This window comes from Lysinibacillus sp. NPDC096418, from assembly GCF_044762775.1.
GTDB lineage: Bacteria > Bacillota > Bacilli > Bacillales_A > Planococcaceae > Lysinibacillus.
The window spans coordinates 47701-68841 of the sequence record NZ_JBIWEY010000011.1 but is presented as its reverse complement, the minus strand read 5'-3'; the positions used below and the strand labels follow the sequence as shown (position 1 = coordinate 68841).

General features: G+C 36.0%; 17 protein-coding genes. 3 read left to right on the top strand and 14 right to left on the bottom strand.

Annotated features, from left to right (window positions below; genetic code table 11):
• Positions 1–125: 125 nt before the first annotated feature.
• Complete coding sequence (locus ACIQZG_RS11000) at positions 126–1001, bottom strand: radical SAM/SPASM domain-containing protein (RefSeq protein WP_402755263.1); 876 nt, start codon at positions 999–1001, stop codon at positions 126–128.
• Positions 1002–1217: 216 nt separating this feature from the next.
• Between ACIQZG_RS11000 and ACIQZG_RS10995 the strand changes: the two genes are divergently transcribed.
• The gene (locus ACIQZG_RS10995) at positions 1218–1640 is read left to right on the top strand and encodes a hypothetical protein (RefSeq protein ID WP_402755222.1); all 423 of its coding nucleotides are present in this window, start codon (positions 1218–1220) and stop codon (positions 1638–1640) included.
• Positions 1641–1765: 125 nt separating this feature from the next.
• Here ACIQZG_RS10995 and ACIQZG_RS10990 read toward each other — a convergent pair whose 3' ends face one another.
• From ACIQZG_RS10990 to ACIQZG_RS10945, 10 genes are all read right to left on the bottom strand, one after another.
• The gene (locus ACIQZG_RS10990) at positions 1766–2221 is read right to left on the bottom strand and encodes an SRPBCC family protein (RefSeq protein ID WP_402755221.1); all 456 of its coding nucleotides are present in this window, start codon (positions 2219–2221) and stop codon (positions 1766–1768) included.
• Positions 2222–2603: 382 nt separating this feature from the next.
• The gene (locus ACIQZG_RS10985; protein WP_402755262.1) at positions 2604–3797 is read right to left on the bottom strand and encodes a NupC/NupG family nucleoside CNT transporter; all 1194 of its coding nucleotides are present in this window, start codon (positions 3795–3797) and stop codon (positions 2604–2606) included.
• 213 nt (positions 3798–4010) lie between these two features.
• The gene (gene mtnA, locus ACIQZG_RS10980) at positions 4011–5048 is read right to left on the bottom strand and encodes an S-methyl-5-thioribose-1-phosphate isomerase (RefSeq protein WP_402755220.1); all 1038 of its coding nucleotides are present in this window, start codon (positions 5046–5048) and stop codon (positions 4011–4013) included.
• A gap of 45 nt (positions 5049–5093) precedes the next feature.
• The gene (locus ACIQZG_RS10975; protein WP_402755219.1) at positions 5094–5726 is read right to left on the bottom strand and encodes a class II aldolase/adducin family protein; all 633 of its coding nucleotides are present in this window, start codon (positions 5724–5726) and stop codon (positions 5094–5096) included.
• A gap of 13 nt (positions 5727–5739) precedes the next feature.
• Positions 5740–6474 carry a GntR family transcriptional regulator gene (locus ACIQZG_RS10970; protein ID WP_402755218.1) on the bottom strand — a complete coding sequence of 245 codons (735 nt, stop codon included), beginning with the start codon at positions 6472–6474 and terminating at the stop codon, positions 5740–5742.
• Between the two features lie 82 nt (positions 6475–6556).
• Entirely contained in the window at positions 6557–7285 is a 729-nt protein-coding gene (locus ACIQZG_RS10965; protein ID WP_402755217.1) for a nucleoside phosphorylase, read from the bottom strand.
• A 493-nt stretch (positions 7286–7778) separates the two neighbouring features.
• The gene (locus tag ACIQZG_RS10960; RefSeq protein ID WP_402755216.1) at positions 7779–9179 is read right to left on the bottom strand and encodes a SpoVR family protein; all 1401 of its coding nucleotides are present in this window, start codon (positions 9177–9179) and stop codon (positions 7779–7781) included.
• A gap of 63 nt (positions 9180–9242) precedes the next feature.
• Positions 9243–10400: a sporulation protein YhbH gene (gene yhbH / locus ACIQZG_RS10955; protein WP_402755215.1), complete on the bottom strand. Its 1158-nt coding sequence runs from the start codon at positions 10398–10400 to the stop codon at positions 9243–9245.
• A 181-nt stretch (positions 10401–10581) separates the two neighbouring features.
• A complete protein-coding gene (locus ACIQZG_RS10950; protein ID WP_402755261.1) occupies positions 10582–12477 on the bottom strand; it encodes a PrkA family serine protein kinase in 1896 nt (631 codons plus the stop codon).
• 313 nt (positions 12478–12790) lie between these two features.
• Positions 12791–14059: a saccharopine dehydrogenase NADP-binding domain-containing protein gene (locus ACIQZG_RS10945; protein ID WP_402755214.1), complete on the bottom strand. Its 1269-nt coding sequence runs from the start codon at positions 14057–14059 to the stop codon at positions 12791–12793.
• Positions 14060–14288: 229 nt separating this feature from the next.
• Between ACIQZG_RS10945 and ACIQZG_RS10940 the strand changes: the two genes are divergently transcribed.
• The gene (locus ACIQZG_RS10940) at positions 14289–15248 is read left to right on the top strand and encodes a M23 family metallopeptidase (RefSeq protein ID WP_402755260.1); all 960 of its coding nucleotides are present in this window, start codon (positions 14289–14291) and stop codon (positions 15246–15248) included.
• Between the two features lie 167 nt (positions 15249–15415).
• Here the strand turns inward: ACIQZG_RS10940 and ACIQZG_RS10935 are convergent, their stop codons facing one another.
• On the bottom strand, positions 15416–15946 hold the full coding sequence (locus tag ACIQZG_RS10935; protein WP_402755213.1) for a DUF3841 domain-containing protein: 531 nt from the start codon (positions 15944–15946) through the stop codon (positions 15416–15418).
• A 207-nt stretch (positions 15947–16153) separates the two neighbouring features.
• On the opposite strand from ACIQZG_RS10935, the gene ACIQZG_RS10930 reads away from it, so the two are divergent.
• Positions 16154–17554 (top strand): trypsin-like peptidase domain-containing protein, encoded by a 1401-nt coding sequence (locus ACIQZG_RS10930; protein WP_402755212.1) that lies wholly within the window; start codon positions 16154–16156, stop codon positions 17552–17554.
• Positions 17555–17643: 89 nt separating this feature from the next.
• On the opposite strand, the gene ACIQZG_RS10925 is transcribed toward ACIQZG_RS10930, so the two are convergent.
• Positions 17644–20016 (bottom strand): polyprenyl synthetase family protein, encoded by a 2373-nt coding sequence (locus ACIQZG_RS10925; RefSeq protein ID WP_402755259.1) that lies wholly within the window; start codon positions 20014–20016, stop codon positions 17644–17646.
• A 229-nt stretch (positions 20017–20245) separates the two neighbouring features.
• The gene (locus tag ACIQZG_RS10920; RefSeq protein WP_402755211.1) at positions 20246–20938 is read right to left on the bottom strand and encodes a hypothetical protein; all 693 of its coding nucleotides are present in this window, start codon (positions 20936–20938) and stop codon (positions 20246–20248) included.
• Between the last annotated feature and the right edge of the window lie 203 nt (positions 20939–21141).

Here is a 21141-nt window from a genome sequence, read left to right as displayed (position 1 = left end):
ACATATGACTAACACATCCACCGATGATTATTAGCTATATTTTCAAGTAGTATAGCATTTGTAATACCCATATTTTGTCCATATAAAAAAACAGCTCCATATCGAGCTGTTTTTTGTATGTCTTTTCACATGCCAAATTTCTGTCTGTATCCGCACTTCCTGCACAATTCTTCGACCGCTTCTCTTCTCGAAAACCCATCCACAATATTATTAGCTCTCTCACCTTCGACAATTTCAGTAAAAGATTTATCATTAACGTTCCCTAGATTAATGACGCCCTCGCCATCTAAACAACAAGGCACGACTGTACCATCTACAAGAATTGCTGCTTGACTACGCAGTGCATGACAGAATCCTTTCCCCTCATCCTCAGGTGCAAGCAAGCTAGGCCATCTAAATTCATGATCTTGGTTTAAGTACACATTATGCGCGATTTTAACACCTTTGCCTGGCTGTACTTTTTCTTCAATTTTATAATCTAAGCCATATTCTTTTTCTAGAATTTCTAATGTTTCACGATTCCGTCTCGCTGCAATATCCGTCATTTGCTCTTTTTGCAAATTCCATAAACGATACGAAATGATTGTATTATATTCCTTCGCTTCACGCACAAAATCTAAAATATCACCTAAATACTTTTCACGATTTTCAGAGCCCTCATGTCCATCAAAGCTATGCAGTGAGAAGTTTATTTGACGCAACGCTGGCTTACCAAGTAATTTTTCACGGTTCTTTTTAATCAGCGTACCATTCGTAGTAAGGTTAACTTTGAACCCTTTTTCATGGGCAGCATCTAATAGTTGATTGATGCGCGGATGTAATAATGGCTCCCCCTTTACATGCAAGTAAATGTATTTAGTATGTGGCCGGATTTCATCAAGTATTTTATTGAATTGCTCTACCTTGATAAGTCCTTTTGCACGTTCTGTCGGCGGACAAAAACTACAAGCAAGATTACAAACACTTGTAATTTCGATATATACTTTTTTAAATGTTTTCAACGGGTATTCACCAATCCAGTTCTTTAAATATTCAATCCTTCTCATTTTAACAAATTTTCACGATGTCGAGCATTTTTTCACAACTCTACCTTACGATAACTAAGCGAATATCTCATCTCTATTCAATTTCCTCATTGAACAATGGCTACTCGCACAAACAAATCCAATCAATTTTAATATTTTAATAGTAGACCAAAAGAAAGGAGTGAAAACCCCGTGTTAGGAAATGAGAGAAACTTAAACAATTCTAATTTTAATAAAAAACAAGAAAGAAAATGCCATAAAGATCCAGATCAAGATTGCTTAAATATCACTATCCACATTCATAACACCTTTAATATCGGAAAAAAAGAATATCATATTGAACAAAGGGCAGAGGGCGGCGGACAAATCAATAAAGATGTTGGTACGAATGCCAACCAAGGTGGTCAAAACGCTTTAAATCGTAGCCAAACAAAAAATGAAAAGTCCCAATTTGCAGATGGAAATGGTAGAAGTGGTATTGCTGGAGACCATAATGATGAGGCAGGTGGGCAACAAGGCATAAAAGTAAAAGAGAGTGTTGTAAAAGACAGCGATATTCATTCATCTTCCAATCATAGCGAAAGTCAAGAAGACGTAACGGAAGATGATGATTAACTTTCATTCAACAAAATAAGCTACCTGGTGTAGATTCCAGCTTCATATCTTTTTGATTGAAGGGGTCGTCAAAAAGCCCAATATTGACTTTTCGATGACCCCTTCGCTTAAAGATTATACGACCATTAACCACTGAATTCAGTTTCAGCAACGTTTTTTACACGCTCTATAAACCTAATGACTACCTTCTCGTTAGCAAATAATAATAATAATTTTACTAACCACTTTAAAGGACGATTTGTCACTGTATATGTAAATGAAGTCTCACTTTCATTTATTTTATATAGTTCATAGAATGCCGTAATTTCAAATAAATCAGCGAGTCTGAAACCTACTTTCAGCATTTTTTTATCCGGTGTATCCATGTATTCTAAAGTTTCTACATCATACTCTTGTTCCCGTTTTCCTTCTCTATATTTTTGGCGATATACACTACCAACTACTTCTTCCGTAATTTTAATAGGTATGTTTTCAACAATTTGAGGCATAATTTTTTGCATATCCTCCAATGAACCGTTAAAAAATCCCCATACATGCTCAATTGGAGCTTTTATTTCGATATTTTTTGTCCATGTCTTCATTAGAAACACCTCTATTTTTAAAGCAAGTTTTTTATAGTACTATCCATTAAAGCTGACCTTCAAACAAAATAGCTAAATTGGTTCAAAAATATAACAAAAAAAAAAGCAGAGTAGCCTAGAGACTGCTCTTCAACCATAGAAGTAAAAACATCCTCGTTAAAGTAAAGAAGTTACTATGAGCATATCCCAAAAGGTACACCCTCTGATATTCCCCGCCCTTTAAACGTTCTAACTCGACCGAACCTACCATGATAAATATCCCTATCTAAACAAAAATAAACAGCCAGTCTTCGGTGAAATACCGTCAACTGGCTGTACAATAAGGGTTTTTCTTACTGTCTTAATAAAACAATAAGTGCTTATTATTTACTCAACATTTTTATTACCAAACATATAGACCAACCATGGCCGCGCTTAATAACGAGACTAATGTTCCCGAAAGAATCATCATCCAAACACCTTTGGACAAATTATCTGCTTGCTCTTTTTTAAGAATACCATTAAAGCAACCTAGAATCATACCAATAGTAGAAAAGTTCGCAAATGACACAAGGAATGTACTAAGAACCGCCATCATATGCGGACTGAACGAATCCATAATCGGCATAATATCTGCCATTACAACGAACTCATTCGTCACTAACTTAGTACCCATGTATTGAGCCGTTTGGAATGCTTCTCCGATTGGCAAACCAAGAAGGAAAGAAAATGGAGTCATGATTACACCCAAAATATTACTTAGCGATAACCAAGGAGCGAATAAATGTAGAACTTTATCTATAAGAGCAGCGAGTGCTACAAATGAAATTAGCATTGCAGTAATGATTAAAATCAACTTACCTGCTCCGAGAATAGATTCGCCTAAGAAAGAAAAGAACGGTGGCTTTTCTTCTTTGTTCATTTCAAAAATAACGTCTTCTTCCTTTGTTACAACTACTGGATTTAAAATACTTGTAATAATAATCGCATTAATGATATTTAAAGGAATCGCCGTTAATACAAATTGAGCTGGTAACATTTGTATGTATACCCCAATCATTGCCGCTGAAACACAACTCATGGACATCAGTGATACTGTCAATAAGCGCTCCTGACTCATTGACTTTAGTTGTCCACTCGATACCGCCAACGCTTCTGTATTACCAAGGAACATCATTTCAATTGCATAAAAAGATTCAAATTTAGGTTGTCCAGTCAGTTTAGAAAGTCCCCAACCTAATCCTTTAATTATTTTCGGCAACACACCAAAATACGTAAGGATATCAAATAGTGGAACAACAAGTAGTATTGGCATTAAGGCACTAAATACCATGTCCATATTTTCGACATTTACCATGCTAGAAAATGCCAAACCAACACCTGAAAATGCAGTGTCTATTAACCAACTAAAACTTATAGCTGCTTGTTCAACAAACCATCTCCCCAGTGGAAAGGCAATTAATAGCCAAGCCAAGAAAGCATTGAATACTACTAAAATACCAATAGCCTTCCAATTAATCTTCTTTTTGTCCTTCGAAAACAAAAAGGCAAAACCAATAAACGCAAATATACCAAGGATGTTAATAATCAGATATATGCCCATAATGTACTCCTTCGATAAGTTCAAACTCTTAACAATCCAACCATAATAACAAGATCATCTAGTTATCTAAATGTCTAACATTTCTTATACTTGTCCACCGTAGAATAACGACGGTAGATGTTTGATGTGTTTATAAAGAGCATGTTCTTTAATTTATCCATTCGAATTATAATACTTATTTGATAAATATAACAACATAACGTTCGATTAAAATAGATTTTTTAAACTTTCTGTATATGGCGCTCTAATAATCCCTTTTTCTGTAATAATAGCTGTGATCAAATCATTTGGTGTCACATCAAATGCAGGATTAAAAACTTTCACACTATTTGGAGCTGTTTGTTTACCAAAGCCACAAGTTATTTCTTCATCTGAGCGCTCTTCAATTGGTATATCAGCACCCGTTTCTGTCTCTAAATCAATTGTTGATAACGGACTAGCAACATAAAATGGAATATTATGCTTTTGTGCTAAAACTGCTAAACCATATGTGCCAATTTTATTTGCTGTGTCTCCATTCGCTGCAATGCGATCACAGCCAACAATTACGGCATCCACTTTTCCTTGTTGCATCACCATAGCGGCCATGCTATCTGTAATTAAAGTTACATCGATATCTGCTTGCATAAGCTCCCATGTTGTTAATCTTGCACCTTGTAACAATGGTCTTGTTTCATCAGCAAATACACGAATGTCCATATTTTTTTCCTTTGCTAGATAAATTGGTGCAAGCGCAGTTCCATATTTAGCTGTCGCAATTCCCCCTGCATTACAATGTGTTAATAGAGTCATGCCATCTTTTAAAAGTGTTAAGCCATGTTCTCCAATGCTTTTACAAATTTCAGCATCATCTTTCTTAATTGCATCTGCTTCATTCCATAAAATTTGCTTAATTTCAACAACTGGCTGTTCTTTATTTGCAACAAGCGTGTTCTTCATTCGATTTAATGCCCAGAATAAATTAACTGCAGTTGGACGTGAGGAAGCGAGATATTGTGAAATTTCTTCGTACTTAGCTACGAATGACTCATAATCCTCTTCCTTCAATTGACTTGCTCCAAGTGCTACTCCATACGCTGCCGCGATACCAATCGCTGGTGCTCCACGGACTTTCAACTGAACAATAGCATCCCAAACATCTTTTACAGAATCGATTTCAAGATACACTTCCTCTAGAGGTAGTTTTGTTTGGTCAAGTAGAATTATTTTTTCTCCGTTATATGTAACAGATTCTATATTTCTCATAATTACACTTCCTTTATTTGAAAATTCAGTAAATTAAAATTCCTATTATAGCCCTAGTTTTTCCTTCATTTTCTTTATCGCCGATTCCTTAACTAAACGAACATCGCCTATTGATCTTGCAAAATGATAAATTTTTGCAGAATCCTCCAAATATACAGCCTTCATATACGCTTCATCCATTGTTTTACCAATTGTAAGTGCTCCATGATTAGCTAGTAGACATGCAGATGTTTGTTCTTTCAATAAAGTTTCAGCAGTAACATCACCTAACTCTTTAGAGCCCGGCATTGCGAATGGAGCAAGCGGTACCTTTCCTCCAAGCAAGACCATTTCAATCAACACTACTGGAATAGATTGATTGAGGACTGCAAAGGATGTTGCATAAGGTGAATGCGTATGAGCAACACCACCTACATCTGATATTTTTTCATAAATACTTAGATGCATTTGCCATTCAGAAGAAGGTGGCTTAGTGCCAGATAGAATATTTCCATTAAAATCAATAACAGTGATATCCTCTGGCAACATTGTTTCATAAGCGGCACCACTTGGCGTGATTGCCATCACTTTTAAATCTCTGTCAACTGTACTGAAATTACCGCTAGTTCCAGCCATCAGACCCGTATTATAAGCTTTCAAAGCATTCTCATGTACCGTTTGTTTTAACTTACTATACATTTCGCAGTTCTCCTTACCTTCTACGAACCAAATGAAACTTCATGATGTTATTAACAATAAGACTTTTCCCATAAAAAACAGGCTCATTCATATTTGTATAGAAGGTTTGCTCCAATACTTGTAGGGCTTCATTTTCTAAAATAGCAAGTTTTTCTGCAACATTTGCCGAGGCATTTTCAGCAAAAATATTACACTGCGAGCTAAAAATAGGAGTACCTTGAACAGTACTAAAATAATTCAGAAGAGAAGCATCTGCATACTTAGTGTAAAAATCTTCGCATATATACTTTTCAGGAATGTATATATAGTCCAACGCAAATGGCTTTTTGTCTGCTGTACGAATGCGTTCAAAAAACATTAAATTATCCGTTTTTTCTAAGCCTAGTATTTCTCGTATTGAATCATCTGTACATTTACAAAGTTCGGCTGTACCGATCGTTCCAACTGAATAGTTTTGTGCTTTGACAAGGTCTGTCATGCTATCTAGTCTCTCAAGTCCCGTTGAAAGCATTGGTGTTTTAGAAATAACAAATGTACCAACACCATGTTTTCGCATAATGTAACCCTCTAGTTCTAACTTTTGAAGAGCCTCTCTCAAAACAGGACGGCTTATATTTAATTTGTTTGCTAGCTTTTGCTCTGCATCTAATTTTTCACCAATTTTAAGTACATCATTTTCTATTAGTTCGATTATTTTTTTAAAAGCAATAGATGATAATGATTTTTTTTCAATTCCAATATCCTTCATGTGTATTCCCCCTAAGACATCTCTCTTCCATCATACTATTGTTAAATAATAAATGACAACATATGTCATAGGAGGTCACTCATTACAGGTTGATAAATGTATCTAGTGCAATATCAATTTCTGCTTGAATCGCATCATTTACGATATCTTTATGTGGATTATAATTATTCATATCCGCAAATGCATAACCATCAAGAGCAAAAATCCCTACTGCTGATACACCTCGTAATCTCGCAATAACATATAAAGCAGCCAGTTCCATTTCAGCACCTAGAGCGCCTGATTCTTTATATAACATATGTGGTATTTCAACTGGACCAGCATAAAACGCATCTATTGTAGCGATTGTTCCTAACCCGTATGTAACATTCGCCTTTTTCGCACTTTCTTCTAATTTCAGCAACATTTTAAAATCTGCAACTGCTGGTACACCTTCTGGAACAAGCTGCCTAGTTAATCCATCTGCTCGCACAGCTGAATCAGCAATAATTAAACTACCTGGTGGTAATTTTTCAGTGTACGACCCAGCAGTCCCAACACGAATGATTTTTTTTGCTCCAGCTTTAATTAATTCCTCAAAACATACCGCAGCTCCTGGAGCGCCAACGCCATGTGAGGCTACTGTAATTTTTTCACCTTTATAATAACCATTAATAATACGGTATTCCCTAGAATAAGCGATTTCCTCAGCATGATCGAATCGCTCACCAATCACCTTTGCTCGTTCTGGACTTCCACAAACGATGACTTTTTCCGCAATAGATCCTTCTTCAACTTGGATATTCGGCAACATTTTCCCTGCGCTCTCCATGAATTATCACCTCGTTATTTGTAAAGAGGTTTGACCTCTTAACCACTATACTATATATCCATGTTAACACTGTCAATATTATTCTAAAAATTATTATAATATAACATTCTCACTCGATTTAAAGACCAAAGACAAACAGCTTTTAACCTTTAAATGAGCAAAATTAGTTACTACTATTTCCACACTGCTAGGTAGAGCTTGTGGCGGCGGCGAATGTTTTTCCGTGCGAAAGCAAAGCGACAGTAGCGCGAGACTCCAGCAGGAATAGCATGAGACGTAAGACGCAACAAACCACGCGTAGCGAGGGTTGCGGCTTACGATATGCCTGCGGAAAGCGAGTGCCTCCCATACATTAATAGAATGGAAATAACTGTTTTAAAAATTGCTCATTGTTAGCTATAACAACAAAAAAATCAGCCATTATTACTTAACGTAATAATGACTGACTTGAATTCAATAATCGCTCTACTCTCTATCTCTGGAATGCTGAGTACTAAATCGTTCGTTTATAATTCTTTTTACCGTCATACGTATAAAGGGTTTGTTTTTCTTCATTATAAGTTTCTACATGAACAGGGCGCCCCCACAATTGATAAATATACTTTAGTACATTCTCTAAGTAATGTGGATCGAGTTCCATCCCTTCGTAGCCATGCACTAAATATAACTCACCATTTCGCAAATAATCCCCATTAACTACTTCAATATAAGGGAACCCTCCATTTACACGCATCGACACGAGCTGGTCACGTACATTTTCATAATCTTTATCTGAAATCTTATACTCATTGCCCTTTTTTTCAAATAAATAAAGATCTTCCTGCTTTACTAAATCCTTCGTCAAATAATTTCTAATAAAAGAAATATCAGATTCAACCTCACGTACTTCAAACATTTTCTCACGGCCTGAATTTGGCTTAATCCCCAATTTTATTAACTCTTCATTGGGGTTATCATATCTCTTCTCAATATCTTCAAAGATTTTTATCCCCAAGTAATAAGGATTGATGGATGTTTTTGATGGTTGCACAACGCCCGCGTTTAACTTCGCATATTCAATTGTTTCAGACGTCGTTAACTTTAGTTCCCTCATAATACGCTGATGCCAATAAGAGGCCCAGCCTTCATTCATGATTTTCGTTTCTAATTGAGGCCAAAAGTAAAGCATTTCCTCACGCATCATCGTTAATATATCCCGCTGCCATTCTTCCAACTCGCGACTATTTTGTTCGATGAATAGTAACAGATCCTTTTCCGGTTTTCGTGGAAACTTTTTTATTTTTTTCCATAATGGCTTTGGTTCAGTTTCTTTTTGATCCAACTGCCAAAGATCATCATAGTCCGTTTTTTGTTCAATAATTTCCTCTTCTTCCTCATCGTAATCACTCGCTAATAACTTAGGCCGGATAATAGACGGGTCAATATGTTCTTGAATTGCTAACACAGCATCTAAAAACTGTTCCACTTCATCTTTACCATAGAGCATTTCATAATGAGCAATTCGCTCAGCTGTTGCAGTCATGCTCTCGACCATGTCTCTCCTTGTATTGGAAAAGCGAATATTATTTTTAAAGAAGTCACAGTGTGCCAGTACATGCGCGATGATTAGCTTATTTTGTACCAATGTATTTGTATTAAGTAAGAACGCATAACAAGGGTTAGAGTTAATGACAAGTTCGTAGATTTGACTTAAACCAAAGTCATATTGCAGCTTCATTTTATGAAATTGTTTCCCAAAGCTCCAATGGGCAAACCGTGTCGGCATTCCATATGCGCCGAACGTATAAATAATATCTGCAGGGCATATTTCATAGCGCATTGGATAAAAGTCTAAACCAAATCCTTCAGCAATTTCCGTAATCTCAGCTATTACACGGTGAAGCTCTTTTTCCATTTATCTAAATCCCTCCCGCGTCTATTATTAAGAAATAAGTACTCGACGATGCTTCGCTCAAGATTAAACCTCTGCTTTTTGGAAAAAGCTTTTTAACGCTTCGTACACGTCACTTTTTTGTTTTAAAATATAATGTCTAAACTTTGGATTGTCGATTTTTTTGTAGGTATTCATTAGTGTGGAATACCTGCTATGTTGATTGACTTCTCCATAGCCGAACATACTGGATATCCCCATTAACTCCTGAACTAATTTCATACATTTCTCATTGTCCATGGACATATTTTCTCCATCCGAAAAATGAACAGGATAAATATTGTAGCGAACTGGATTATATTTCTCCTTTACTAGCTCTAATGCTTTTACATACGCAGATGAACAAATCGTCCCTCCACTCTCACCTTTTGTGAAGAATTCTTCTTCTGTCACAACTTTGGCTTCTGTATGATGCGCGATAAATTCAATTTCAACTGTTTCATATTTTGATCGTAAAAACCTTGTCATCCAAAAGAAAAAACTTCTGGCACAATACTTCTCAAAATTCCCCATCGATCCACTTGTGTCCATCATTGCAAGGACCACTGCTTTCGATTCTGGTTTTACAACCTCATCCCATGTTTTAAAACGTAAATCGTCATTATGAATAGGTGCAATCTCAGCCTTTCCTTTCATAGCATTACGTTTAATAGCGGTTAAAATTGTTCTTTTTTTATCGATATTGCCCATAAGCCCTTTTTTACGTATATCATTGAATTCGATTTTTTCTGTTGTGATATCCGCCATTTCTTTTTGTTGCAAATTCGGTAACTCCAACTCTTTAAATAAGACATTCTGAACTTCCTCAAGGCTGACTTCTGCTTCATAGTAATCTTTCCCAGCCTTGTCACCTGCTTCTTTCCCTTGCCCTGGCGCTTTATTTCCCTGCCCCGGTTCACGAGCCACTACATCGCCTACTTGGCTGTCACCTTGTCCTTGACCAACATGCTTTGATTTATCATAGTTATAGCGAATTTTATATTCATCTAAAGAACGTATTGGAATTTTAATAACATCTCGCCCATTCGACATCACAATACTTTCTTCACTTATTAAATCTGGTAAATTATTTTTAATCGCATCTTTTACTTTATCCATATGACGCTGTTGGTCTTGGTACCCTTTACGATGGAGGGACCAATTTTCCTGAGAGACGACAAAACGTTTATTCTGATTTTCAGTCATTTTTATCCTCACCCATCTTTAACAAAAATTTAAGACTGCCTTGCAAGTGCCCCTTCTAAAACTTTGTAAAGAATGGAATCACTTTTTCTATCCTATGCGAATCTAGCGAATTATTTAACTTCTTTTGATAAATAAAAAAGGAGTGTCACCCAATTATTAATTGGACACTCCTATTAACAGCTTATCGATTCAACAAGCTACCAACGTATTGCAATAATTCATTAGCAGAAGTTGAATTATAGCCATGCTCATCAATAAGCCTAGCAACAACATCGTTGATTTTTTTAAGTTGTGATTCATCTGGCATTTTGGACGACGTTGTAATTTTCACAACGTCTTTTAAATCAGCAAACAATTTCTTTTGAATAGCCTCTCGTAATCTTTCATGCGAATTGTATTCAAATCTTTTTCCTTTTCGTGCATATGCCGAAATTCGGATTAATATTTCCTCACGAAATGCCTTTTTCGCATTTTCTGAAATACCAATTTGTTCTTCAATGGAGCGCATTAATTTTTCATCTGGGTTCATTTCTTCCCCCGTTAACGGATCACGAATTTTGTTTTTATTGCAGAATGCTTCCACATTATCGAGGTAATTATTCATTAACGTCTTTGCAGATTCTTCATACGAATACACAAACGCCTTTTGCACTTCATTCTTGGCAATTTCATCGTACTCTCTTCTCGCAACTGCAATATAATTCATATATTTTTCTCGGTCTTCCTGAGAAATCGAAGCATGTTGATCGAGCCCATCCTTCAATGCACGCAATACATCTAAAGCATTAATAGACGGCACTTCTTTCCGAATGATGGCTGAAGAAATTCGATTAATAATATAACGCGGATCAATACCGTTCATGCCTTCATTCAGGAACTCTTTTTTCAATTCCTCTACGTCCACTGAGTTAAATCCTTCTACACTTTCCCCGTCATAGAGACGCATTTTCTTCACTAAATCCACGCCTTGCTTTTTCGGCACTTCAAGTCTTGTCAGTACAGAGAAAATGGCTGCGGCTTTTAATGCATGTGGCGCAATATGCACATGTGCAATATCACTTTCATTAATCATTTTTTTGTAGATTCGCTCTTCCTGACTGACTTTTAAATTATAGGGAATCGGCATTACAATAATTCTTGAATGTAGTGCCTCGTTCTTTTTATTGGAAATAAAGGAGCGATATTCTGTTTCATTCGTATGGGCAACAATCAATTCATCAGCGCTAATCAATGCAAAGCGTCCAGCTTTAAAATTCCCTTCTTGCGTCAAAGATAATAAATTCCATAAGAATTTTTCATCTAATTTAAGCATTTCTTGGAACTCCATCATGCCTCGATTTGCCTTGTTTAACTCTCCATCAAAACGATATGCACGGGGATCCGATTCAGAGCCGTATTCAGCAATCGTTGAAAAATCAATACTTCCCGTTAAATCCGCAATGTCTTGTGATTTTGGATCAGAAGGTGTAAATGTTCCAATCCCCACACGTTTGTCTTCAGAGAAGATAATACGCTCAACCATGACATTTTCAATACGACCGTTGTAGTCCTCTTCTAGTCGCATTGTATTTAAAGGAGACAAACTACCTTCAATGCGTATACCGTACTCTTCAAAGAAATCATTACGTAAATGATGTGGAATTAGATGCAATGGATCTTCATGCATCGGACATCCCTTAATCGCATAAACTGCACCTTCGTCCGTTCGTGAATATTGCTCAAGCCCTCGTTTTAGCAATGTCACAATCGTCGATTTACCACCACTCACAGGCCCCATTAATAATAAAATTCTTTTTCTAACATCTAACCTTTTTGCTGCTGGATGGAAATACTCCTCCACAAGCCTTTCAATTGCTGTTTCAAGCCCAAATATTTCTTGACCAAAGAAACGATACATTTTCTGTTCGTCTCTTTCACCTAATCCAGCGCTTTTAATCATATGGTACACGCGAGAATGCGCTGTTTGAGCAACCTCAGGCCTTTCTCTCACAATGTCTAAGTAATCTGCAAATGTGCCTTCCCATTTCAACCTGTCTTCTTCTTCACGGTAGCTTCTAAGCTTATTTAAAATGTCGATAGCCTTCCCTCCATTCAGGGCTTGTTTTCTATCATAGTATGAAACTAGAAAAATTATGATACCTAATACTTTTTGTATTCCTGAATAATTTCTACAGGCGTGTCAAGAATTCCCTTACTCTTGCATCCGCAAATCATCTTCATTTCAAATTTCACAGCTTTAAAAACTTCCTTTCAACAATCCACGAGGACATTGTTAGCTGAACAACCGCCTCAAGTAATGCTTCCCTTTTTAAAATGTACCCTATAAAGTAGACGTTTTAAATTGGCTACTTCATAGGGTACATTTTACTTTCAGTTGGCATTTTTTATGTTTACTTTTTATTTCTTCTAATTCGTTCTAATAATAAACCATCTGTCTTTTCGTTTTCGCCTATAACAAAGTCGGTCATATAATACGTTAAATAATCTCCAAAATGATTATTTGTATTGACTAAAAGCTCATCAACATAATAAGCACCCTTTTCGATATCATCTAATAATAGGACTGCCAAGGATGCATAAATACCGCAAGCAACTTGAAAATACGTCGCATTCGTCTGAAACTTTGAGAATATATCTTCATTTTTCAATACATTATACATATACTTTTCCCTATCTTTATATACGAGGAGAACACCACATAAATCCTCACCATCCAATGCCTCATCAATTGGGTCTAGTACCTTCATTTCAAAATCCCATAACTTATCTAAATCATTCATATTCGAAAGAATTAGCTCCGTTGTGTGATCATTTATTTTGTATAAAAAACCACTTTCCACATTATATAATTTACCTAATGTATACACCTCTTCATGAGGCATTAAGCAGCCAAAAAATTTTTTGTTCCCCAATGTAACCTTAAACTCTAGATCATAAACATTTTCGTATAAGAAAAGTGGCATTTTCTGACTCATAAACATCGGATAACTTAAAATCGCCTCATCTAAAAAACATTCTGGCGACCAAGTTGTATATATAGTATTCTTCTTTGCTTTTTTCTTATCCTTATAAAAAGAGGAATCATGCTCTACTATATAGCAAGCAAGTGGTACCTCCTTTGTTGGTTCTATTTTTAGTAATTCCATAGCCATCCATTGTACAACACCTGGATTCATGCCAGAGCAAATAATTGAAGCCGAGTTTGAAATACTATCCTTATGTTTTTCTAAATGCCGAAGCCTCTCTATTAAACCAAATCCTTCAAATAATTCTTCGTTTTCATCAATATAGGGATTTTCTAATGCAGTATTTACATAATCAACACCTAATTGATCACAGCATTGCATCATTTCCACCGTATCTGCCCACGATACATCAATAACTAAAGTCGTATTTGTTTTTTTAAGATGTTCAATCAGCTTATTATTCTCAGTTAAGTCAAATTGATGGAATACACATTGATTTTTCAAATATGGAAAATATTGCTCGAAATATACTTTGTCCACTTGTTTCTTGTCTATTAAATGGATCAAGCTGTTTTCGATAACGGCATTTATTGGGTCGTACTTGTCTTGAACCGATTTGTTTAGTATTGAAAGGATTGCTTTTGCTACACCACCAGAACTACCTAGAATCGTGATGGAATTGCTATATTTCATCTTATTATCACCTCGCTTTCTTCTTACTAGCATATGAAGTAGAAAACGGTGAACGTAGGTATATAACAATTGGCACCAAAATTACTAATCACTAACTACGGGTCAAAGTCCGCATTAATGCTCAATAGATAAACTGGACTTATGAAATATAAAATTCCGGTTATTCTAATCGTAGAAGAAAGGAGGTTAAATATTGGCTCGAAATCTTATTCCCTTCCTAGCATTTACCATGTTGTGGAATGCTTCTTTTTTCACCACCGCATCAGCAAATGAAGAACCCTCAAGGGAAGAGATACTACAGCAGCGTATGACTTATTATGTACAATTTGAAGATCAACTTGTCCCATGGTACTCTTTAGCTGCAATCGATCAATATGAACGAAATATACAGTCCGTTCGTTCAGATATTCCTAAACGGGATGGCATTATTGCCATACAATTTTCGGACGAATATTGGTCAGGAGCATTAAATCCCTCTAGCCAAGATACATCTCCAGCAACAATTGACTTTTTTGGAGGCATGGGTCTTGATGGAAATGGTGATGGAATTGCCAATCCAAAAGACGATGTAGATGTAATGTTCTCAATGGCAAATTATTTAAGCAGTTTCGGATCGAAAGAAGAAGATTTCAAATTAGCCTTATGGGAATATTACGGAAGTGAAGAAGCGGTAAATCAAATTATGACCATTTCTAAACTTTACAAACATTTTAAAACAATGGATTTAGATGCCCACACATTCCCTATTCCAGTTCGCGCTGATTATAGCTACAGAGGGACTTGGGGCGCCAATAGAGGTTGGGGTGGACGAAGAATCCATGAAGGTACAGATCTATTCGCCGGCTATGGAACACAAGTAGTTTCAACTTCTTATGGTGTTGTCGAAGTAAAAGGCTGGAATCAATTTGGTGGTTGGCGTATCGGTATACGCGATAATCACAACTCTTATCATTATTATGCCCATCTTGGTAGTTATAATAAGGAAATTAAAGTTGGAGACATTGTGGAACCTGGTACGCTACTCGGCTATGTCGGTAGTTCTGGTTATGGAAAAGAAGGAACATCCGGTAAATTCCCTCCCCATCTCCACTATGGTATCTACAAATTCAACGGGCGATCGGAATGGGCTTTTGACCCTTACCCATCGTTATTGCAATGGGAACGACAAGCAAAAAAAGACAAACAGTAAATAAAGTCAAGACGATGAAGCTGTATCAAAGTCACCATACTTACTTTGATACAGCTCTTTTTTTAAAGCTGTTTTCAAAAAGATTGTTGCTATTCAACCAACAAGGAAAACAGTCTTATCCTATTTAAAATTCCAACCTTATTTACTTTTTTGTACAACTACAAACATTATCCTCTGCCGATAAATCTTGAAACTTTCTTAACTTGCTCCATTGTAATTCGTGGTGTAACACCTTGAAGCCAGTCATCTTTATAATCGCCAGCCCATTCAGTCGGTCTACTTGCTAACCATTTATGGTCAAATAGTCGTTCCCAAGTTTTTATCACTTCTTCTTTTGGAAATCCTCTTTCTTGAAAATTATCCCATTCTTTTTCATTGTAAGTTATTGGACTATCGTTTAAAATGCTATGCCATACATCGAATGATGACCATAAAATTTTCTCTTCTGGAACCTCTAATTTTAAAATAACCCATCTTTCACCTTTGGTTGCAAGTGCATCCTCATTTCTGTTTGGTCTTCTTTGCCATAACCATAATGGGTAGTTTTCCATGTTACAATTGGCTATGCGCTTTTTCATTTGACCTACCATCCATTCGTAGGCTTCAGGAAACATAGCAAATTTCTTGTCTCCTTCTAAGTATCCTTGCTCTCGCATTTTTTTATAAAGATATTCAGGTTGAACAGTGTATACAATCAAAGATATTCCTCCCTTGTTTCACTTAACAAATAGCAACAATCTATAAGAGAAATGCCTTTTTTAAATACAAATGTGTCATTTTTTGCTCCATCATTCACACTACATCTGTAATGAATTTGATCGTTTAACCTCGAGAAAATCTAACTATGCAATACATCCAATTTTATCTATAATTGTAATATAAATAATTCTGATTGGAGAATGGATATGATAGTTAGAACGAAACCTTTAAAAATCAACCTTAAACAAACCCAAAATCCTCTCGATGATTTTATGCACATAAATCATTATTCAGCAAATCAAGAAATCCTTTTTGTAAGATACATTGGTATTCCTAATTCCATCGATACTTACAATGAGAGCATTCTTAAAATAGACCGCTACTTTTCTTCACATTTATCTACTGCACCTTACTTACGAATACTTGGACTTGAACCAATATCGAATAAAAATGATATTAATCGACTATCAACTATTTGGGATAGTTGGAAGGACATAGTTAACAATCCCGGCATTGACTCTTATTCACTATATCAAACACCTCTATGCACTCAATTAGAGAATGAAACTCTTGAATGGACGAAAAAAATTACATTTCTTAAAATAATTTCACTATACAAAGAATCCTATCCTAATTCCAATGCAACAGTATTAAAAAATTTTGTTGTTAAATTTTTGCATTGGATAGAAACCTATTTACCAAAGCTTTTTAAGAATACTAACGTATTTCCAAAAGTCGTTTTTGTCGGGGATCTTAAACACCATGAATTATTATTTTTGTATTTCTTATCTAGACTTGGCTGTGACATATGCTATATGAATCCGAAAGAGGATATTGTCAATTTGTATCCTGACGTAGAAACATTCTCAACATTATATAAGTGCAGCACCTGTCATTCAGGTAATATAACAATTCCAGACTTTACACCTGCACCAAATTTAGAGCATACTTTCGTGCCCCCTAGTACAATTTCTCAATCCAAAATATCTAAGCCTGCCAAACAGCCCCAAATTCGAACTCAAGCTGAAGAATTTAGTTATGAGCAATTAGCTAGTCTATCAAACGCTGTTGTCATGATTACAGTGTATGCTGATGAAAATACTATTTTATGTGGCGGCTCAGGTGTTGTCATCCATAGCAGCGGATATATTTTAACGAATCTCCATGTCGTTGCGGGTGGGCATTACTATTCAGTACTCTATGAAAATGAAACGGAAGAATATTTCACAGACAGACTCATTAAATATCATCAGCTTTATGACTTAGCAATTATTAAAGTCGATAAACACTGCTCACCTCTCATTGTTAAAACCGATAATAATTTAGTTAGAGGGCAGAAGATTGTTGCCATAGGAAGTCCTTTAGGGTTATTTAATTCTATTTCTGATGGCATTGTTTCAGGTTTCAGAGAGATAAATAATATCCCGATGATTCAATTCACTGCTGCTATTTCTAATGGCAGTTCTGGCGGTGCACTGTTAGATATGTATGGGCGCGTTGTGGGGCTAATTACTGCTGGCTTCGATAAAGGACAAAATTTAAATTTAGCAGTACCCTCCGAAAAAATAGCTCAATTTGCAGAAAAATTTATTGAACATACGCACTAGTTTTATTCACAAAAAAACCCTCTAATTGTTAGACACCTCTAACAATTGAAGGGCTTTTCTTGTAAAATTTCCATTTAATTATACATAGCTTACCGATCTCGATTGACTAAATAATTCATAAAATGCTTCAGGAAAGTGGTATTGTGTGAGACTCCTTGTAGCGCTTCTATTGCCATACAGTAATGGTCCCACATTTCTTTTTTGGCCCCTTCTTGACCTAGGATTGATACGAAAGTGGAGCTGTTGTTTTCTGCGTCCTTGCCAATCGATTTTCCGAGTAAATTCGTATCTCCTTTCACATCTAGGAGGTCATCTTTAATCTGAAATGCAATGCCGGCATGTCGTGCAAATTTTTTCAGGGCTTCAATCTCATCGTCTTCTACCTGAGCCAGAATTGCAGGCATTATAAGTGAAGCTTCGAATCCTATCCCCGTTTTATAAAAACACATCATATTTAATTGTTCTAATGTTAATGGTTTTCCTTTGGAGCCTAAATCCATCGCCTGACCTCTACACATATCCGCAGTCATCTGAGCAGAATATTGTATAAGCTTCAGCACAGTCCACGAATCGAATTGATCCAGTGATGCTTGTTCCTCAACCGCCCTCTGCATCAAAAAGAGACCCGTTAATTCTGCAATAGCACTGTTATATACTTGATGTAAAGTTGGACGTCCTCTACGAATGGATGCATTGTCCTGAGATGGTAGATCATCAAAGATTAAAGAAGCTGTATGCATATATTCCAATGATTTTAGTAAAGGAATAATTGCTGACTCATTTAGTCCATAAGCTTTAACCCCCATGAACCAAGTTATTATTGGCCTCAAGCGTTTACTATTACCTTCTAAAATGTAATTTGCCGCATCAATGATTGGCTCTTCTACCAAAAATGCTTGTTCTTTTTGAGGAATACTTAAGATATTGTTCATCTGATTGCGTAAAGTAGCAATCGTATCCAAAAAGTCTTCCCGCTCCTCACGTTCATTTTTCAATATCGTAATGATGTGATCACGTAGCAGTTTATCAAAGAAATCCACATCATCTGCTTTATGAACCATATTTTGAACGACTTTGTTCAATTGGGGGTCTCCAGATGCAAATAACTCCATCACTTCATTGTATTTTTCATTCCCCACTCGTTCTTTAAATCGTTTTAGACCGTTTATAGCACGGTCTAAAATCACTTCACATGCTTTTGTATCTGAGTTGTAAACGTTATGAATGAGATTGGCGATAACCGTCCAGTACAATTCAAAAGGATTTATTAGATCTGGACGCTCTTCATGATATTTCATGTAATAAGTATAAGGAGTTACCGCGCCCACTTCCATGTCATCAAACATATCTGCAAAATCATCCGCTAGCTGATTGTAAATACCATATAAGAATGTACGATTATCAAAGCCCTCATCCTCAGGAACACTAATTAATGAACGGGTAATTAATCGTGAAGAAGAAGATTTTAAAATGATAGGTATATATAATTCTTCATTAGAATAATTGGCATGTGAAAGGTCCTTTACTCGGTCCACATCCTGCGCATTAAAAAATACATAAGATTGCTCGAAAAAACTTTTTAATCTCTCTGGTAGTTGGTGAGATTTAATATATTCGAAGGCTTCTCGCAGCTCAGCGTGAATATATCGGATAAGCTCTGCGTTTCCACCAGTCCAATCTTCCAATTCCGGCACAGATCCTGTCGTAAGTGTGATACGTATTAAATCGGAATATTGCTTTTTCTCTTCAGCAGATAAAACATTGGCATCTAGAAGGTCGTCAACAAAAGGATACGTTAGACCATAGGAGTATCCTAATCGAATTGCTTCATCCAGCTTTTGAGTACGTTCTTCAGGAGATATCTCATTCCCCATCTCCTCAACGACATGTAGTATTACCCCGGCGATGATTTTGATAAGTTTCCGTTGCGCATGCACAGCATCCATCCCATCTGGAATATTAGTGGACACAGTATTTAATTTGTTCATCACCCAAATCATAGCTGACTCAACACCTTCTTTTTGAGCCTGCCTATACAATCTAGGCATACTAAACATCTCAACGTCTCCTTCTCTATCAGCTGTTAGATGATTCTTCAATGTATCAACTATATCCCTAATTTTGCTCTGTGTGTCGGGGCTATCCAACGCTTTGCCCAAATCTCGCATAAAAATATAGGAGACGCTTCGATCCAAATAATTATCTAATTTCCCTGTGTAATTCAGCCATTTAATATAGTTGTAATATCCTTTTGGACTCGTTTTTTCCTTGCCACGAGAAAAAAAGGAGAACAATGACTGGGGTTTAATATGATGTTGTTTCCAACCCTGTATATCTTTTGTTAAGGTTGGACCATATTTTTTTTGCTGGACCTGTTCGTAAAGTGATGCAAAATAATGAGCAGCTCTCTGCTCAGCTTGCCAATAGCATCCATCAGCATTTATTAGTAACGTTTCATTCATTCTATAACTCACCTTTACTTATTGGTCTCTTTTATTCAAGTCAATCTAAATAATCTAAAAGAAATATATTTTCCTTTACCCTAGCCGACATTTACCTACCTTATCTTTAACTTCTAACCTTACAGCCATTTTTCCTCTAGTATTGATTAAAAAACATTATTTTTGTATTTTATGCATAGAAAAAGCCCTTTACCATAGTAAAGGACAGTTTGATTGAATCTAGTTTGCATTAACGCCATTGCCTAACCGGTACCCTATCAAGGCGTTTAATAATCACACTTACTTTTTTATACCACTCATTACAGTTTTTAAATGCTACTTCATAATCCTCAGTGTCTTTAGCAATGGGATCATCATTTTCCATAAATACATACTCTACGATTGGTTCTGCTAAATCATCGACGACCATTTTTAAGCTTAGCTTTTCAACAGTTTCGTCTTCATCTTCTTCGTCTTCTTCATCGTCGGACTCTACAATGTAAACGACAGAACTTCCCTCACTATCAGGCAAAGTGCTACCTAGTAAACCTTCCTTGGGGTATAAAGATAGGATAGTGTCATCTTCTTCAATAGCAACTTCAAGTATTTGATTGAATGTATATTCTTTTATCTCAAATTGAGGATGATCTTCCTCTCTTTTCACCATATAGAACTTCTTTGTAACTTCATCTATTAATAGCGCGCTTAAATAATCTGTGGATAAAAAATGCTGGGTGTGTGGAATTCGTGCCAGCGCTTCTTCACTGACCCTTCTTCTTTCAGCATCTCTTCTAGCGGCTTCGTTTTTTCTCTCAATATTTGCCCAAATAAACATGCTGAGTGCAATGATGATACAAATGCCAGTTACTATAGTGCTTTTCACTAAATACGCTATAAAAACCCATATAATTCCTATGACATATAGGAGTATAATTATGTCCATTTACATTCCACCTTGTAAATCTATATTCGATTGAAAGCTCAATCATTATAGAAATACTATTCGGCAACTGCTATTTTTATTCTCTTTAAAAATTAGAGTTGTATACATTAACTTACGAAATATTAGAAAAGGAAAAATACAGAAGTAATTACTACTCAGCATTTAAGTTTGTAATTCAATCAACTATGTAAAGTTCCTTTTTT

Excerpts from the sequence above, each read along its gene's own strand:
- ACIQZG_RS10920 (WP_402755211.1), bottom strand. The coding sequence starts at position 20,938 with ATGGACATAATTATACTCCTATATGTCATAGGAATTATATGGGTTTTT.
- ACIQZG_RS10960 (WP_402755216.1), bottom strand. The coding sequence starts at position 9,179 with ATGGAAAAAGAGCTTCACCGTGTAATAGCTGAGATTACGGAAATTGCT.
- yhbH (WP_402755215.1), bottom strand. The coding sequence starts at position 10,400 with ATGACTGAAAATCAGAATAAACGTTTTGTCGTCTCTCAGGAAAATTGG.
- ACIQZG_RS10990 (WP_402755221.1), bottom strand. The coding sequence starts at position 2,221 with ATGAAGACATGGACAAAAAATATCGAAATAAAAGCTCCAATTGAGCAT.
- ACIQZG_RS10940 (WP_402755260.1), top strand. The coding sequence starts at position 14,289 with ATGTTGTGGAATGCTTCTTTTTTCACCACCGCATCAGCAAATGAAGAA.
- ACIQZG_RS10945 (WP_402755214.1), bottom strand. The coding sequence starts at position 14,059 with ATGAAATATAGCAATTCCATCACGATTCTAGGTAGTTCTGGTGGTGTA.
- ACIQZG_RS10925 (WP_402755259.1), bottom strand. The coding sequence starts at position 20,016 with ATGAATGAAACGTTACTAATAAATGCTGATGGATGCTATTGGCAAGCT.
- ACIQZG_RS10970 (WP_402755218.1), bottom strand. The coding sequence starts at position 6,474 with ATGAAGGATATTGGAATTGAAAAAAAATCATTATCATCTATTGCTTTT.
- ACIQZG_RS10965 (WP_402755217.1), bottom strand. The coding sequence starts at position 7,285 with ATGGAGAGCGCAGGGAAAATGTTGCCGAATATCCAAGTTGAAGAAGGA.
- ACIQZG_RS10975 (WP_402755219.1), bottom strand. The coding sequence starts at position 5,726 with ATGTATAGTAAGTTAAAACAAACGGTACATGAGAATGCTTTGAAAGCT.
- ACIQZG_RS10930 (WP_402755212.1), top strand. The coding sequence starts at position 16,154 with ATGATAGTTAGAACGAAACCTTTAAAAATCAACCTTAAACAAACCCAA.
- mtnA (WP_402755220.1), bottom strand. The coding sequence starts at position 5,048 with ATGAGAAATATAGAATCTGTTACATATAACGGAGAAAAAATAATTCTA.